Origin of the sequence: Streptomyces sp. L2 (genome assembly GCF_004124325.1) — a bacterium.
Lineage (GTDB): Bacteria > Actinomycetota > Actinomycetes > Streptomycetales > Streptomycetaceae > Streptomyces.
Window position 1 is genome coordinate 523,683 of the sequence record NZ_QBDT01000001.1, and the last position, 16,797, is coordinate 540,479.

General features: G+C 72.5%; 12 protein-coding genes. 2 read left to right on the forward strand and 10 right to left on the reverse strand.

What is annotated here, in order from left to right; genetic code table 11:
- Positions 1 to 19 precede the first annotated feature (19 nt).
- On the forward strand, positions 20 to 676 hold the full coding sequence (locus DBP14_RS02390) for a zf-HC2 domain-containing protein (protein ID WP_129305391.1): 657 nt from the start codon (positions 20 to 22) through the stop codon (positions 674 to 676).
- A 116-nt stretch (positions 677 to 792) separates the two neighbouring features.
- Here the strand turns inward: DBP14_RS02390 and DBP14_RS02395 are convergent, their stop codons facing one another.
- The 3 genes from DBP14_RS02395 to DBP14_RS02405 form a co-directional block, all read right to left on the reverse strand.
- Positions 793 to 1,656: a DNA-formamidopyrimidine glycosylase family protein gene (locus DBP14_RS02395; RefSeq protein WP_129305392.1), complete on the reverse strand. Its 864-nt coding sequence runs from the start codon at positions 1,654 to 1,656 to the stop codon at positions 793 to 795.
- Between the two features lie 83 nt (positions 1,657 to 1,739).
- The gene (locus DBP14_RS02400) at positions 1,740 to 3,833 is read right to left on the reverse strand and encodes a SpoIIE family protein phosphatase (protein WP_129305393.1); all 2,094 of its coding nucleotides are present in this window, start codon (positions 3,831 to 3,833) and stop codon (positions 1,740 to 1,742) included.
- 55 nt (positions 3,834 to 3,888) lie between these two features.
- A complete protein-coding gene (locus tag DBP14_RS02405) occupies positions 3,889 to 5,130 on the reverse strand; it encodes a DUF6777 domain-containing protein (RefSeq protein ID WP_129305394.1) in 1,242 nt (413 codons plus the stop codon).
- A gap of 115 nt (positions 5,131 to 5,245) precedes the next feature.
- On the opposite strand from DBP14_RS02405, the gene DBP14_RS02410 reads away from it, so the two are divergent.
- Positions 5,246 to 6,667 carry a lipase maturation factor family protein gene (locus tag DBP14_RS02410; protein ID WP_129305395.1) on the forward strand — a complete coding sequence of 474 codons (1,422 nt, stop codon included), beginning with the start codon at positions 5,246 to 5,248 and terminating at the stop codon, positions 6,665 to 6,667.
- A gap of 12 nt (positions 6,668 to 6,679) precedes the next feature.
- Here DBP14_RS02410 and DBP14_RS02415 read toward each other — a convergent pair whose 3' ends face one another.
- The 7 genes from DBP14_RS02415 to DBP14_RS02445 form a co-directional block, all read right to left on the reverse strand.
- On the reverse strand, positions 6,680 to 6,931 hold the full coding sequence (locus DBP14_RS02415; protein WP_129305396.1) for a hypothetical protein: 252 nt from the start codon (positions 6,929 to 6,931) through the stop codon (positions 6,680 to 6,682).
- Between the two features lie 35 nt (positions 6,932 to 6,966).
- The gene (locus DBP14_RS02420; protein WP_129305397.1) at positions 6,967 to 9,981 is read right to left on the reverse strand and encodes a glycoside hydrolase family 38 C-terminal domain-containing protein; all 3,015 of its coding nucleotides are present in this window, start codon (positions 9,979 to 9,981) and stop codon (positions 6,967 to 6,969) included.
- A 30-nt stretch (positions 9,982 to 10,011) separates the two neighbouring features.
- Positions 10,012 to 12,102, reverse strand: a complete 2,091-nt coding sequence (locus tag DBP14_RS02425; RefSeq protein ID WP_129305398.1) for an endo-beta-N-acetylglucosaminidase — start codon at positions 12,100 to 12,102, stop codon at positions 10,012 to 10,014.
- Entirely contained in the window at positions 12,099 to 13,355 is a 1,257-nt protein-coding gene (locus DBP14_RS02430) for a cellulase family glycosylhydrolase (RefSeq protein WP_129305399.1), read from the reverse strand. Before DBP14_RS02430 ends, DBP14_RS02425 begins: the two co-directional genes overlap by 4 nt.
- A 95-nt stretch (positions 13,356 to 13,450) precedes the next feature.
- Entirely contained in the window at positions 13,451 to 14,362 is a 912-nt protein-coding gene (locus DBP14_RS02435; protein ID WP_129305400.1) for a carbohydrate ABC transporter permease, read from the reverse strand.
- Positions 14,359 to 15,228 (reverse strand): sugar ABC transporter permease, encoded by an 870-nt coding sequence (locus DBP14_RS02440; protein ID WP_129305401.1) that lies wholly within the window; start codon positions 15,226 to 15,228, stop codon positions 14,359 to 14,361. The genes DBP14_RS02435 and DBP14_RS02440 overlap by 4 nt, the downstream gene beginning before the upstream one ends.
- A gap of 75 nt (positions 15,229 to 15,303) precedes the next feature.
- Entirely contained in the window at positions 15,304 to 16,596 is a 1,293-nt protein-coding gene (locus DBP14_RS02445; RefSeq protein ID WP_129305402.1) for a sugar ABC transporter substrate-binding protein, read from the reverse strand.
- Positions 16,597 to 16,797 lie beyond the last annotated feature (201 nt).

Here is a 16,797-nt window from a genome sequence, read left to right on the forward strand (position 1 = left end):
ACGGTCACGAGGATTCGGCATGAGGTCCCTGGAACGGCATCGCGACGTCGGCGCGTACGCGCTCGGCGTGCTGGACGAGGCGGACGCCTTCCGCTTCGAGGACCACCTCATGGAGTGCCCCAAGTGCGCGGCACACGTGACCGAATTCGGCGCGGCCACACGGCAGTTGATGCTGTACCGCCGGGCCACCCCGCGCTTCGTGCCGCCGCTCGCCCAGCCCGGCCCCCGGCTGCTGGACCGGCTGCTCGCCGAGATCGCCCGCCGCGACCGGACCCGCCGGCGCCGCTTCCTGTACGGCCTGGCCGCCTCGGTGGTGCTGGCCGCCGCCGGCCCCGGGGTCATGGCCTTCACCGGGCACGGCACACCGGCCGCCGCCCACGTCACCGCCGCGACGGACCCGCACACCGGAGTCTGGGCCCGGGTCACCTCCGAGAACGAGGACTACGGCAGCCGGCTCCGCCTGGAGATCAAGGACGCCTCGGGCCCCCACTCCTGCCGCCTCGTCGTCATCGGCCACGACGGCACGGAACAACTCGCCGGCAACTGGATGGTCGCCCCCCACGACCCCACCATGACCACCACCCTGGTCGACACCACCCTGCACCCCACCGACATCGACCACTACGAGATCCGCACGACAGACGGCCACCACTTGGTCACACTGGACGCGCCCTGACCTGACGAACGCCGCCCGGCCTCAGCGCCCCGTCAGGGGCGCGGGGAACTGCGCGACAAGCCACGACGGCGCCGGAAGCCGAGGAACGACACAACGCACCCCGAGCGCACGCACCCCTACTTCAGCAGCCGCGACAGCCGACGGTCCGCCAACGCCTTACCCCCCGTCTGGCACGAAGGGCAATACTGCAGCGACGAGTCGCTGAAAGACACCTCGCGGATGACATCCCCGCACACCGGACACGCCTCCCCCGTCCGCCCGTGCACCCGCAGCCCACTCTTCTTCTCCGCCTTCAGACGCCCCGCCGCCACCCCCCGGGACCGCTCGACCGCCTCGGTGAGGGTCGAGCGCAGCGCCTCGTGCAGCCGCAGCGTCTCCTCCGGCGTCAGGGACGCGGCGAGTTTGAAGGGGGACATCTTCGCGGCGTGCAGGATCTCGTCGCTGTAGGCGTTGCCGACGCCCGCGATCAGGCTCTGGTCGCGCAGCGCGCCCTTGATCTGGCGTCTCTCGTCCTTGAGCAGCGCGGCGAGGCGGGCCGCGTCGAAGTCGTCGGCGAGCGGGTCCGGGCCGAGGCGGGCGATGCCGGGGACGTCCTGGGGATCACGGACCACGTACACCGCGAGCCGCTTCTGGGTGCCTGCCTCGGTGAGGTCGAAGCCCGCGCCGGAGTCCAGCGTCACCCGCAGCGCGAGCGGGCCCTTCCCGGGCCGGGGCGGCGCGGCCGGCACCTCGTCCTTCCAGTGCAGCCAGCCCGCGCGGGCCAGATGGGTGACCAGGTGGACCCCGGCCCCGGTCTCGATGTCGAGGAACTTGCCGTACCGGCGCACAGCGGTCACCTCACCGCCCGCCAGGGCGGTGAGCGGAGGGTCGTACGTCTTCAGGACGCTGATCGCGACCGGCAGCACCCGCACCATCCGGCGTCCGGTCAGGTGCTCGGTGAGGAAGTCCGTCAGCGCCGCTACCTCGGGCAGTTCGGGCATACGTCCAGAGTGCCATCCGGCACCGACAACGCCACCGTGCCCTCCGGCACCGACAACGCCACCGACAGCGCCGGGCGGTGCGCTCAGCGCCCGGCCCGGGGCGGCACGACGAACTCGCACCACACGGCCTTCCCGCCGCCGCGCGCCTCCACGCCCCAGCCGTCGGCGAGCCGGTCCACGAGCAGCAGGCCCCGCCCGGACACCCCGTCCTCGCCCGCCTCCCGGCGGCGCGGCAGGGCGCTGGAGGAGTCCTCGACCTCCACCCGGAGCCGGCGGTCGGCGCCGTCGAGGACCCTGAGGGTGACGATCGCGGAGCCCTCGGTGTGCATCAGTGCGTTGGTGATCAGCTCGTCGGCGACCAGTTCGACCTCGTCGGCCCGGTCCCGGGCACCCCACGTGCGCACGGCGGCGCGGATCATGTGCCGGGCCTGGGTGAGCGCCTCGGGGTCGCCCGGCGCCACGTGCTGCTGGAGCCGGCCGCCCGCCCGGGGGGCCTCGGGGGCGCGGCGGCGCAGCAGGAGCAGGGCCACGTCGTCGTCGCCGCCGCGTTCCTCGGCCATCTGGATGAGCCGGTCGGCGAGGTCGCGGACCTCGTCCGGGCCGTCGGCGATGAGCGCGGTGAGGGTCCGCATGCCGTCGTCGAGGTCGGCGCCGGGCTGCTCGACGAGCCCGTCGGTGCACAGCAGCAGGGTCTCGCCGGGGTCGAGTTCCAGGGTGGAGACGGGGTACTCCAGGCGGCCGAACTCGGCGGAGAGGCCGAGCGGCAGGCCGCCGTCGACCGGGATGCGGCGGCAGGTGCCGTCCGTGGCGCGCACCAGCGGGTCGATGTGCCCGGCCCGGACCACCTGGACGACCCCCGTGGACAGGTCGGCCTGCGCGTACAGGCAGGTCGCGAAGCGGTCGGTGTCCAGTTCGTGCAGGAACACCGAGGCCCGGGCCATCACCGCGGCCGGGGTGTGCCCCTCGGCGGCGTAGGCGCGCAGCACGATCCGCAGCTGGCCCATGACGGCGGCCGCGTGCGTGTCATGGCCCTGGACGTCGCCGATGACCGCGCCGACCCGGCCGCCGGGCAGCGGGATGAGGTCGTACCAGTCGCCGCCGATGTCCCGGCCGAGCGTGCCGCCGACGGACGCGGCGCGGTAGCGGACGGCGACGTCGGCGCCGCGGACGCTGGGGATGGTGCGCGGCAGCATCGCCTGCTGCAGGCCCTGGGCGAGGTCCTTCTCCTGCTCGTAGAGCATGGCCCGCTGCAGACTCTGCGCGATGCTGCTGCCGAGCGCCACCAGCACGGCCCGCTCCTCGGCGGAGAAGCCCCGCCGGTCGCTGTAGAGCAGCCCCATCGCGCCGATCGGGCGGGCCTGCGCGATCAGCGGCAGATAGGCGGCCGAGGTGATGTGCAGGTCGGTGAGGTGCGGCCACAGGATCGGGTAGCCCTGGGCGAACTCCTCGGGCGACTCGATGAAGCGCGGCACGAGGGTGCGGACGACCTCGCCCATCGGGTACGGCTCGTCGATCCGGGTGACCCGGGTGCCCGGCACGAAGCTGCCCACGGGCCCCTCGGCGACCAGCCGGATGCGGCCGGCCTCCACCAGGCCCATGACGAGGCTGGCCGCGCCCAGGTGGCGGACGCCCTGGGTGTACTTGAGGACGTCGATGACGTCCTGGACGCCCTGGGCGTGCGCGAGGGCCGCGGAGGTGACCTCGACGACGTTGGTCTGCTGCCGGAAGGCCTCGTCCTGGGCGGCGCGCAGGCTGCGTGTCTCGCCGGCGGCGAGTTCCTGGGTGGCGTCCCGGAGGATGCCGACGATCCGGCGGGGGCGGCCCGTCTCGTCGCGCCGGATGTAGCCCTGGGTGTGGGTCCAGCGCAGCGTGCCGTCGCGGCAGCGGATGCGGAAGTAGGCGCCGTAGTTCTCGCTGCCGTCCTTGATGGCCTGGGCGACGGCGGTGTCGAGCCGGGCGGCCTCCGGCGGCGGCACCCGGACCGCGAGGGACTCGGGGCGTCCGTCGAACTCCTCGGGGAGCAGGTCGAACACCTCGTAGCCCTGGGCGTCCATGTGGAACAGACCGGTGTCCAGGTCCCAGTCGAAGCTGCCCATGCGGTTGAGCGCCAGGATCGGGTCCGGGTGGGCGGGCCAGTCCTCCGGGAGTGACAGGGCGCTCGCTCCCCGATCAGCCATGGGCCCACCTTGCCAGCATTTGTCCGATTCTTCGAGTTGTTCGGGCGCTTCGGTCTCAGCCGGCCGACCCGGTCGGAGGCTCGGGGACGAGTCCGGAGGTGCCGGTGCCCCGGGGCGGGCCGGTCTCGTCCGGGACGGTCGCGTCCGGTGAGGTGCCGGGGGCGGTGGGCGAGGCGTCCTGCCCGGGCGGCTGCGGCGGCGACGGCGACCGGTGGGGGGCCGACGGAGTCTGCGGGCGGGATGGGGCGGTGGGCGGCGCCAGGTGGCCCGCGGTCCGGCTGGGTGACGGGGAGGCGGATGGGGAAGCGGCGGCGGAGGCCGAGGCTGAGGCGGGAGCCAGGGCCGGGGCCGAGGCCGAGGTGGGGGCGGAGGCCGATACGGAGGCTGAGGCCGAGGCCGAGGCGTCCGGGGTCGGCGTCGGCGTGGCCTTGCCGGTCTCGCCCGGGCGGGTCACGTGCGGGCTCGGCTTCCCGGAGTGCGGGGGCTTGCCGGCCGGGGTCGGTGTGGCCGGCGCCGGGGCCGGTACGACGTGGTCGTGGGCCACGCCGTGTCCGATCGGGCGTTCGATCCAGGTGTGGCTGTGGACGTCGACGATCGTGATGCTGGTGACCGCGTGGGGCGCCGGGGCCACCTCGACGACCTCGGCCGGCCGGTATCCGGACCAGCCGGTGCCGCCGGTCGCGGAGCCGCTGTGGGCCGTGGGCGGCCGCAGCGGGTTGCCGCAGGCGCAGCGGACGCGCGGCACGCCCCGGTCGTCGACGAGGACGGCGGTACCGGCCTGCAGGAGGGACTGGAACTCGGTCGCCCGCCCGTCCTGGTAGCCGTGGTTGGTGACGCGGGTGTCGGCGCGGAGCACGACCGGGGTCAGGCCGCGCAGATAGCCTGGGACCGACGCCGGGGAGATGCCCGCTCCCTGTGCGAACGCCACGCCCTTGGCGGGGTCGGCGGCCAGGTAGCCGATCTGCCGCTCGACGTCGCAGCCGGCCACGTGGGCGGTGCCGCCGTACAGGCCCGGAGTGGCGCCGGACAGGGACCGCACGTCCCGCGCGGGTGTGGCGGCCGGCCGGGACGGGGTAACGGAATCCGAGGCCGGGATCGAAGTCGGGGCAGAGGCCGCTGCGGTGGTGGCCGTCGAGTGCGTGAACGGGTCGGGGCCGGGCGCCGCGGCGGGCTGGAGGAAGACCTCCCCGGCGGGGTGCGTCCCGGCAGCGGTCCCGGTGGCACCGGCGCAGCCGCTCACGAGCAGGGTCGCGCCGGCGCAGGACGCGAAGGCAAGCCCGGTGAAAGGTATCCGCACCGCGTCCTCCGCATCACTGTGGGTGATTTCTCACTATTGTTTGCATCGCACCCGTCCGGCGGGCAACTCGGGGCATGTCGTGCGGTTCGGCCGCACAGAAGGGGCGCGCACAGCCGTGGACTGGTTCACCGCACCCGACTACTGGCTGAGCCGGCTGGTCCTCCAGCGGGCTCTGGCCGCCGTGTACCTCGTCGCGTTCCTCGGGGCGGCCCTGCAGTTCCGGCCTCTCCTGGGTGAGCGCGGCATGCTGCCGATCCCCCGCTTCACCGCCCGGGTTCCGTTCAAGCGGGCCCCGAGCCTGTTCCATCTGCGGTACTCCGACCGGCTGTTCGCGGGCTGCGCCTGGGCCGGCTGCGCGGTGTCGGCGGCTCTGCTGGCCGGGGCGCACGACCAACTCCCCCTGTGGGCGGGCATGCTGCTGTGGCTGGTGCCGTGGGCGCTGTACCTGTCGATCGTGAACGTGGGCCAGACCTGGTACGCGTTCGGCTGGGAGTCCCTGCTGCTGGAGACCGGCTTCCTGGCCGTGTTCCTCGGCAACGACGAGGTGGCTCCGCCGGTCGTGGTGCTGTTCCTGCTGCGCTGGATCCTGTTCCGGGTCGAGTTCGGGGCGGGGCTGATCAAGCTGCGCGGGGACGCCTGCTGGCGCAAGCTGACCTGTCTGGACTACCACCACGAGACCCAGCCGATGCCCGGCCCGTTGAGCTGGTTCTTCCACCATCTGCCACGGCCCCTGCACCGGGTGGAGGTGGCCGCCAACCACGTCACCCAACTGGCGGTGCCCGTCCTGCTGTTCGCCCCGCAGCCGATCGCCTCGGCCGCCGCCGCGCTGATGATCGCGACCCAGTTGTGGCTGGTGCTGTCCGGCAACTTCTCCTGGCTGAACTGGATCACCATCGTGCTGGCTCTGTCCGCGCTCCGCCTGCCCGGCACTACGCCGGCCACGTCACCGGCGCCGCTCTGGTACGAGATCCTGGTACTGGTGGTCGCCGCGTTTCTGCTCTTCCTGAGTTACCGCCCGGTGGCGAACATGGTCTCCCGCCGCCAGGTGATGAACCGGTCTTTCGACCCGCTCCACCTGGTGAACACCTACGGCGCGTTCGGCAGCGTCAGCCGTATCCGCTACGAGGTGGTGATCGAGGGCACGCTCGCGGAGGTGCCGGGCCAGGACTCGGACTGGCGGGAGTACACGTTCAAGGGCAAGCCCGGCGACCCGCACCGCTGGCCTCGCCAGTTCGCGCCCTACCACCTGCGCCTGGACTGGCTGATGTGGTTCGCCGCGCTGTCCCCCGGCTACGCCGGGGAATGGTTCGGCGCCCTGGTCGAACGGCTGCTGGAGAACGACCCGGGCACCCTGCGCCTGCTGCGCCGCTCCCCGTTCCCCCCGGACACGCCGCCCCGCCACATCCGCGCCCGCCTCTTCCGCTACCGCTACACGACCTGGCACGAACTGCGCGAGACCGGCGCGTGCTGGGACCGGACGTTCGTCCGGGAGTACCTGCCGCCCACGCGCCTGGCGCGGGCGGCCGACCGGTCGTAGCCGGGGCTGCCGCTACGGAGCGCCCTCCACGTCGGCCAGCTTGTCGGCCTCCGCGTCCAGGCGCACCCGCTCGTACTCGGCGAGGAAGGGGAGCAGGGCCCCGCAGTCGCGGCAGGCTCGCGCGAAGCCCGCGGTGAACGTCGGACGGGGCTTCAGGATGCCCGAGCGGTCGAACCTGAAGGACAGGCGGTCCATCCACTTCTCACCCGAGATCAGTTCCCCGACCGGGCTCAGCCGGCCGGAGCCGCATATGGCGCATCGCATGCCGGAACCCTAGCCCAGCCCCTCCGTCTCTCGGTTCAGGCCCTGCGCAGCCGGAGCGTCATCAGTTCGAACGGGCGGAGCCGTACGGTGATCCGGTCGCCGTCCCGTGCCGGTGGCTCGGTGTCGGCGAGCGGGCGTTCCAGGAGGTCCGTGACGGTGAGGCCGGTGACCGGGAAGCCGGCCGTGAGGGTGGCGCGGGCGCGGCCGCCGTGGGCCTCGTGGAAGCGGATCACGACGTCGCCGCTGCCGTCGTCGGCGAGCTTCACCGCCGTGACGACGACAGCCTCGTTGTCGACGGCGATCAGCGGGGCGACGTCGTGCGCGCCCGTCACCCGCCGCTCGGGCAGGTTGATCCGCCAGCCCTCGCGGACCGCGTCGGCGATCCGGGCGCCGGGGACCAGGGCGTGCCGGAAGCGGTGGACGCCCTGGTCGGTCTCGGGGTCGGGGAAGCGGGGGGCGCGCAGCAGGGAGGCCCGGACCGTGGTGGTCGTACCCCGGTCGGCGCGGACCGTGCGGGTCACGTCGTGGCCGTACGTCGAGTCGTTGACCAGCGCGACGCCCCAGCCGGGCTCCTCCAGGTGCACGAACCGGTGGTTGCACGCCTCGAACTTGGCCGCCTCCCACGAGGTGTTGGTGTGGGTGGGCCGGTGGACGTGCCCGAACTGCGTCTCGGACGCGTACCGTTCGGCGTGCACGTCGAGCGGGAAGGCCAGCTTCAGGAACTTCTCCGTCTCGTGCCAGTCGACCTCGGTGTCGATGACCAGCCGCCGCTCCCCCGGCACCAGCGACAGCACCTGGGTGACGCGGGAGGTACCGAAGGACCGGGCGACGCGCACGGACCGCCCGTCCTCGCCGGCGCTCACCTCGTCGGCCTCGGTGAGGTCGGTGACCGTGTTGCGGTAGAAGGCGTCGACGTCCCAGGCGTCCCACATGTTCGGGAAGTCCGGGTGGAGTTGGAGCAGGTTGGCCGCCGTGCCGGGGGCGATCGTCTCGCGGTCGGCGGTGAGGTCGTACGCCGACGTGACCAGGCCGTTCGCGTCGACGGTGACCCGCAGCAGGCCGTTGTCCAGGACGTGTCCGCCGTCCGGGCCCGGGGTGCGGGTCGTCCTGCCGTCCGCCTCGGGCCGCGTGGCGCCGCCCGCCGGGACACCCCGTAGGGCGTGCGGGGCCGCGTTGAACAGCAGTGGGGTGTCGCCCTGGCCGGCCAGGGCACGCTGGGCCGCGTCGGTGATCGCGGTCAGTTCGGCGGCCAGCCGGTCGTAGGTGGCGCGGGCCTCGCGGTGCACCCAGGCGATCGAGGAGCCGGGCAGGATGTCGTGGAACTGGTGCAGCAGGACCGTCTTCCAGATCCGGTCCAACTCCTCGTAGGGGTAGGCGGATCCGGTGCGGACGGCGGCCGTGGCGGCCCAGAGTTCCGCCTCGCGCAGCAGGTGTTCGCTGCGGCGGTTGCCCTGTTTGGTCCTGGCCTGGCTGGTGAGCGTGGCGCGGTGCAGTTCGAGGTACAGCTCGCCCACCCACACGGGGGCGTCGGGGTATTCCGCCTCGGCCTTCTCGAAGAACGCGCGGGGTGTCTCCCAGGCGACCGTCGCCGAGCCTTCCAGGTCGCGCAGGCGGGCGGCCTTGGCGACCATCTCCCGGGTCGTGCCGCCGCCTCCGTCGCCCCAGCCGGTGGGCGCGAGGGAGTGCCGGGCGCGGCCCCGGTCCTTGAAGTTCCGTGCCGCGTGGGCGATCTCGCTGCCCTTCATGGAGCAGTTGTAGGTGTCGACGGGTGGGAAGTGGGTGAAGATCCGGGTGCCGTCGATGCCCTCCCAGCGGAAGGTGTGGTGGGGGAAGCTGTTGGTCTGGGACCAGGAGATCTTCTGCGTCAGCAGCCACTTGGAGCCGGCCGCCCTGATGATCTGCGGCAGTCCGGCGGCGAAGCCGAAGGTGTCGGGCAGCCAGGCCTCCTCGTTCTCGACGCCGAACTCGTCCAGGAAGAACCGCTTGCCGTGCACGAACTGCCGGGCCATCGCTTCTGAGCCCGGCATGTTGGTGTCGGACTCCACCCACATGCCGCCGGCCGGCACGAACCGCCCCTCGGCGACCGCCTTCTTCACCCGCGCCCACACCTCGGGCCGGTGCTCCTTCACCCAGGCCCACTGCTGGGCCTGCGACATGGCGAACACGAAGTCCGGCTCGTCCTCGACGAGCGCGGTCATGTTGGACGTCGTACGGGCCACCTTGCGGACCGTCTCCCGCAGCGGCCACAGCCACGCCGAGTCGATGTGGGCGTGACCGACGGCGCTGATCCGGTGGGCGGACGGGACGGCCGGGGCGGCCAGGACGCCGGTGAGCCGTTCCCGGGCGGGGGCGGCGGTGCCGTTCACGTCCTGGAGGTCGACGGCGTCCAGGGCGTGGCCGACGGCGCGCAGGATGTCGTAGCGCCGCGCGGAGTCCTCGGGCAGTTCGGCCATCAGCTCACCGAGCACCTCCAGGTCCTGCACCAGGTGCCAGACGGTCTCGTCGAAGACAGCGAGGTCCATGCGGGTGAGGGTGTACTGCGGCTCGTGCCCGGCGGTGTCCTTGTCGCCCAGCCAGGTCGGCCGGAAGGGGTGGTAGTCGAGGATCACCGGGTTGGAGGCGGCCTCGATGTGCAGGCGCACCTCTTCGCCGCCCGCGACGGGAGCGCCGATCCGTACCCACTGGTTGCGCGGGTTGAGGCCCTTCACCGGGGTGCCGTCGGGCCGGTAGACGAGGCCCTCGCACTGGAAGCCGGGCATGTTCTCGTCGAAGCCGAGGTCGAGCAGGGCCTCGACGGTGCGGCCTGCCCACTCCTCGGGCACGGTCCCGGTGACCCGGAACCAGCTGGTGCCCCAGGGGGCACCCCAGCGGGCGCCCACCTCGACGGGCCGGGGCTCGGCGGCGAGCCCCTCCGCCACCGGGACGGGTTCGCCGGGCGCGTGCCACACCGCGACCTGGAGCGGCACGGACTCGGGGTACACGGCGGGGCGGATGCGCTCGTCGAGGACGCGCCGGAGGCGGGCTTCGACCAGCTTGCGGTCGTCATGCATACGGGAGGCTCCTGCGGGGTTTCCGGGTGATCACCAGGTGTGGGTGACGGTCACGGGGGTCGACGTGTCGTACAGCTCCCCCACGGCTCGCAGTTCGAACCGTCCCCTGCGCTCTCCAGGCTCGGGACGCGGTCCGGGCACGAAGTACGCGTGCTGGCAGGTGCCGCCGAGGAAGCGGCGGCCGCCGTCGGGCAGGACGCGGTGGAGTTCGTAGTGGCGGGGGCTGCTGTCGCCTTCGGCGGGGTTCCAGGCGAAGCGCAGGTCGCCGGCGGTGGCGGCGGTGACGCGCAGCCGGGAGGGGGCGGCCGGGCGGTGCGGGGTGCCGTCGTGGACGGCGAGACCGCCGAGCCGCCAGCGCACGGGGCCGCCACCGGGCGCGGAGGCCGACGCGGAGGCGGGCGCGGTGAGGCGGACGCCGAGGGCGTGGACGGTGCCGGTCAGGCCGGTGAGCCGTAGGGTGGCCGTCCGCCAGCCGTTGACCGACCGCACACGGACGTGCTTGTTGACCGGGTTCACAGGCAGATAGGTGTACGGCGGCGCGTCACCCGGTTCGCCCGGCTCGGCCGTCGCCACCGCGAGGTCGACGCCGACCTCGCCTTCACCCCCTGCCGCATCCGCATCCGCCCCCTCCGTGCGGAAGACCAGCTCGACAACCGAGTTCACACCGACGGGCAGCCGGGTCGCGTACACATCCAGCACCACGGGTTGATCCAGTTCACCGGCCACCAGCACGCTGCTGCCGCCCCGCCAGGCGGCGTCGAAGTCGAAGGCCACCGACGGCCGCTCCCCCGCCGTCCGCACCACCCACTGCCGGGACGGCAGCCGGTCCTGGAGCCCGAGGTGGTTCCACGGCGCGTCCGAGGTGACCTCGCCCCGCTCGTACCAGCGCAACCCGTGCCCCGTGTTGAACACGCTCGCGAAGGGCACCGAGGCCACCGTCGACCGGTCCGCGACCGACACCGCCGGCGCCCGCCACGGGTCGGTCGCGTCGGGCCGGGCCGGATCCAGGGACCGTCCGGTCCAGAACCGGTCGTCGGCCGCGTGGAAGTCGCTCGGGGTGCGCCGGTCGGCGGGCAGGTGGTTGCGGGTCCACTCGGGCCGGTAGAGGCCGGCCGAGGCGACGTGCGGCTTCCCGGCCGGCACGAGCGCGTCCCAGTCGACATATGTGCCGGAGCCGTTGGACTCGACGTCGACACCGGCCCACAACTGGTAGCGGTCACGGCCCAGTCGGTCCGCCCTGTCCCCCGAGGAGGCCAGGGTGCCCGCGCTCCAGCGGAAGTCGACGAACATGTCGTCGGCGGCCTCGAAGAACGCCTGGTTCTGGTCGTCCAGTGCGCCCTGCCAGCTGACCGTGCCGTTCACGGTCATCGCGTCGTACCAGGTCACCCGCTGCCCCCGGGCGGCGGCGAGCGTCCTCAGCTCCCGTACGAAGCCCAGCATGGCGGTGCCGAGTGCGGTGTTCCCGCCGCCTGTCTCGGCGTTCACGAACCAGCCGTCGAAGCCGTACGCCGCCGCGACCGCGACGAGTCGCGCGGCGAGCGGGTAGCGGCCCCGGTCGTCCGTCCGCACCAGGTCCTCGGTCCACCGCAGCTGGCCGCCGTAGGCGGCGGGCGGCAGGAAGATGTTGCCGAGGACGGGCACCCCGTGGCGGTGGGCCGCGTCGACTACGGGCGCGTTCGGGGAGAGGATCAGGCCCTCGCCGGCCGAGCCGCCCCAGAACACCAGCTCGTCCAGGTAGGCCCAGTGGGTGGGGGCGTAGTAGTCGGCGGTGGCCGAGCCCTGGGAGGGGTTGGACGAGGTCGGGCCGAAGGAGACCAGGGCCTGGACGCGGGCCTGGTCCGGGCGGGCGGTGCGGTTCGCCGGGGTCGGGGTGAAGCGGGCGGCAAGCGGGACCGACGCGGCGTTGAAGGCGAGGTCGGCGTCGCTGTCGGGGCGCCAGCCGGCGAGGCTGCGCCAGGTGATGCCGGGGCCGGGGCTGCCGTCGGGGAGGGAGTCCGGGTACCAGTAGGAGGCGTACGGCGGTGTGGCCGCCGGGAGTCCGGCGCGGGCGAGGGCCGGGGTGGCGGGGAGCAGCGCGGCGGCGGTGCCGGCGAGCAGGACGGTGCGTCTGGTGGGGTTCACGAGCGAGGGCCTCCTTGGGGGGTGGGGAGTACCTGGTCGGGAGTGACGACATCGGTGATGGAGCGGGCGGCGAGGTGGTCCTTGTCGTCCGCGCGGGTGTCGAGGACGGTGGTGGGGCGGGCGCCGTCGGCGACGAGCGCGAAGAACGCGTCGAAGACGGGCCCGCCCGGGGCGCAGCGGGAGCGGCGGGCCGGGTCGGCCGGGACGACGAGGGCGGTGGTGCGCGCGTCCGGGGCCGGCCGGGGTGCGCGGGCCGCGTCGGCCAGCACGCGCGCGATGTCCTTGGGCCGCCGGTCGTTGGTGAACAGCCCGAGACCGTATTCGAGTTCGGGGAAGTCGGCGAGGGAGCGGGACACGTCGTGGGAGCACCACCAGGTGATCCCCCACAGGTCGGGGCAGTCCAGGGCGTTCGTCACGGTCGCCGCGGCGAAGGCGGCGGCGTGCGCGGCGGGGATCAGGGGCGCGGGCGCGCCGACCTCCTGGAGCCAGACGGGCCGGTGCGGATCCTCGGCCCAGGCCTTGCTCAGCTCGATCAGATAGGCGGCGTGGTGCTCGGTGGGCACGGCGCTGCGGCCGTGGCGTTGCGCGGTGCCGTTGAACACCCAGGAGTGGACGGCCGTGACGGCGCCGAGGCGGGCGGCCTGGGCCGGGGTGAACGGCATGTCGTCCTGGTACCAGGTGGCGTCGTACTCGGCGTGGAGGTGCATCCGGCCGGGGGCGCCCTGCTCGCACGCGGCGAGCATGCGCTCCAGCCAGGCGTCGATCGCGTCGGTGTCCGCGCGGTCGGGGTCGGGGTGCGGGCCGGCGGAGAACTGGTTGACCTCGTTGCCGACGGTGAGGCCGAGGAAGTTGGACCGTCCCGCGAGGGCGGTCGCCAGGGCGCGGAGATAGTCGGCCTGGCCCTCGACGGTCCGCGGGTCGGTGAAGAGGTTGCGCCGGTGCCAGGTCCTGGTCCAGGCCGGCAGGAAGTCGAAGCTGCTCAAGTGCCCTTGCAGCCCGTCCACGTTGACGTCGAGCCCGCGCTCCCCGGCCGCGTCGACCAGCCGTACCAGCTGCTCCACGGCGCGCGGCCGGATCAGGGTGCGGTTGGGCTGGAAGTACGGCCACAGCGGGAACACCCGGATGTGGTCCAGGCCCAGCGCGGCGATCGCGTCGAGGTCGGCGCGCACGGAGTCCAGGTCGAAGTCGAGCCAGTGGTGGAACCACCCTTCACTCGGGGTGTAGTTGACGCCGAAGCGCACGGCAGGGGGCATACGGGGGTCCTTGCTGGTCTGTGCGAGGCGGGGCGAGGCGGGCGGGGCGAGACGGCGGGGAGCTGGCGGGGAGCTGGTTCAGCCCTTGACGGCGCTCAGCCCTTGACGGCGCCCTCGCCGACCCCGCGGAAGAAGTACCGCTGGAGGCAGGCGAACAGGGCGATGAGCGGGGCCACGGCGATGACGGTGCCGGCGGCGACCAGCCGCTCGTCGTTCGCGAAGGTCCCGTGCAGATAGTTGAGGCCGATGGTGAGGGTGAACCGGGACGGGTCGCTGAGCACGATGAGGGGCCAGAGGAAGTCGTCCCAGGCGCCCATGAAGGCGAAGATCGCGACGACGGCGAGGGTGCCCTTGACCGACGGCAGCGCGACGCGCAGGAACCGCTGCCAGACGTTGGCGCCGTCGACGTAGGCCGCCTCCTCGATCTCGTACGGCAGGTTGCGGAAGGCGTTGCGCATCAGCAGTACGTTCATGGCGCCGATCGAGCCGGGCAGCACGACCCCGATGAGCGTGTTGTTCAGGCCGAGTTCCCGCATGGTCGTGAACTGGGCGATGACGATGCCCTCCACCGGCACGAGCATCGCCAGCACGAACGCGAAGGTGGCCGCGCGCCGGCCGCGGTAGCGCAGCCGGGCCAGGGCATACCCGGCGAGGGCGGAACCGACGCAGTTCGTCACGACGTTGGCGGTGGCGACCTTCAGGGAGTTCAGCGCGTAGTCCCAGACGGGGATGGTGTCGGCGACCCGCTGGTAGTTGTGCAGGGTGGGATGGCTCGGCAGGAACGTCGGCGGCGAGCTGTAGATGTCCTCGGTGGGCCCCTTGAGCGAGGTGGACAGCTGCCACAGGAACGGGCCGACGGTGAGGGCGAGGACGGCGGTCAGCAGCAGGTAACGCAGGGCCAGTTCGCCGATCCGGACGCGCCGGCCGTGCTCGTCGGTGACGCGGCGGCGCTCGCGGGTGGCGGCGGGGGCCGGCCGTGCGGGCCGTACCTTCTCCAGGACGCTCATGTCTCCTCCCTCCGGTCGGCCCGCAGGACGAGCAGCATCAGGGCGACGGTGACGGCGAAGACGACGACGGACAGGGCGGAGGCGTAGCCGACGCGGCCGGTGAGGCCGGTGCCGGTGCGCTGGACGAGCATGACGAGGGTGGTGTCCTCGCCGGCCGGCCCGCCGCTCGGGCCCGCCATCAGGTACACCTCGGAGAACACCTTGAACGCGGCGACCGAGGAGAGCGCGGCGACCAGCACCATGGTGGAGCGCACGGCCGGCACGGTGACCGTGAGGAAGCGGCGGACCGGGCCCGCTCCGTCCACGGCGGCGGCCTCGTGCAGCTCGCGCGGCACGTTCGCCAGCGCCGCCAGGTAGATGATCATGTAGTAGCCGAGCCCCTTCCACACCGTGACCGCCATGGCGCTGAGCAGGAGCAGCCACTGGTCGCTGAGGAACCCGACCCGGCCGATCCCCACGGTCTCCAGCAGCGAGTTGACCAGGCCCCGCTCGTCCAGCAGCCACACCCAGATGAGCCCGACGACGACGATGGAGGCGACGACCGGGGTGTAGAAGGCGGAGCGGAAGAACGTGATGCCGGGGATGTTCTTCTGCACCAGCAGGGCGAGCAGCAGCGGCAGGATCACCAGGGCCGGTACGACGCCCAGGATGTACAGGGTGCTGTTGCGCAGGCCCGTCCAGAACATGTCGTCGTGGAGCAGTTCACGGAAGTTGTCGAGGCCCACGAAGCCGCCCGGGACCAGGGTGCGCCGGTCGGTGAAGGAGTTCACCAGGGTGGAGACGAACGGATAGAGCACGAAGGCGCCGGCGATGAGCAGCCCGGGTGCGGCGAACAGCCAGGGACTGGTCGGCAGTTGCCGGCGCACCCGGGCAGCCGGCGGTGCTGGGTGCGATGCGGCATGCGGTGCGGCGTGCGGTGCGGTGGGGGCGGCCACGGCAGGTCAGCCCTGCTGCTTCAGCAGCTGGTCGCAGGACTTGACAGCGTTGTCGAGGGCTTCCTTCGGGCTCTCCTTGCCCTGCAGCGCCTTGGCGACCTCGTTGCGCAGCGCGGTCTTCATCTGCTCGCTGAACAGCACGGGCGTGTAGTTGACGGCGGTCTTCAGGGACTTGGCAGCGGCGACCCGGACGCGGGTGACGTCGGTTCCGTCCTCCTTGGTGAAGTACGGGTCGTCGAGGGAGCCGGCGGTGCTGGGGAAGATGGCGACCTTCTTGGCGAAGGACATCTGGTGCTCAGCGTCGGTGACGTAGTGCGCGAAGGCGACCGCGGCCGGGGTGTGCTTGGTCCGGGAGTTCACCATCACGCCCATCACGTACATGTTGACGTGCCCGGTGCTGGTGATCTGGTCCGTGATCCCGATGTTCTTGTACAGGCTCGGCGCCTGCTTCTTGAAGTTCTCCAGGTCGAGCGCGCTGCCGGGGTTCATGGCGACGGCGCCGGTGAGGAACTTCTTCCCGGAGGACTCCGGGGTGGCGGTCAGCGCCTGCGAATCCAGGGCCCCCGCGTCGTACAGCTCCTTGTACTTGGTGAGGAGCCGTACGCCCTTGGCGTCGTTGAACGCGAAGGCGGTGCCCTCCTCGTTCATGAGGGGGACGCCGTAGCGGCCGAAGTCCTCGATCGTGGGCACGTTGGCGAGGGTGGCGACCTTGCCGCCGCTCTCCTTCGCCATGCGCAGGGCGTCGGTGAAGAGTTCGTCATACGTCTTCGGCGGCTGGGCGGGGTCGAGTCCGGCCTCCGTGAACAGGGACTTGTTGTAGAAGAGCGGGCCGGTGTTGAGGTACCAGGGGAAGGCGTAGGTGCCGCTCAGGCCCGGCACCTGGTGGCTGGCCCAGGCGCCCGGCAGGTACTCGGACTTGTACTTCGCCGCGGCCTTGTCGAGGTCGAGGGCGAGGCCGGCCTTGGCGAGCGGGGCGACCAGGTCCGGGGAGACGTTGACGACGTCGGGGAGGGTGCCGCCGGCCGCGTCGGCGCTGATCTTGTCGGCGTAGCCCTCGGCGGGCTGGTCGATCCACTTCACGTGGGTGCCGGGGTACTTCTTCTCGAAGCCGTCGACCACGCCCTCGAAGTACGACTTGAAGTTGGCGCGCAGGTTCCAGGTCTGGAAGGTGATGTCGCCCTCGACCTTGCCCGAGGCGTCGGTCGAGCCGCCGCCGTCCCCGCCCGAGCCGCAGGCGCTGAGCGGCAGGACCAGGGCGAGGAAGGCGGCGGCGGCGAAGGTTCTGCGGGGTGTGGGCACGGTGACACGGCTCCCTCGGGGCGTGGCGGCTGGGGACGCCAGGGACCTTGCCCGGGCCGGTCCGGGAAAGTCAATGCATTCGCCGCAACTAAAGAAATCAGCACTTCATTAGTGCAGGTCAGAGCCGCGCATGTGAAGACTTGCCCTTATCCACTAATGCGCTTTAGAGTCAGGGCACTCAAGCGCATTAGTGGTTACTGT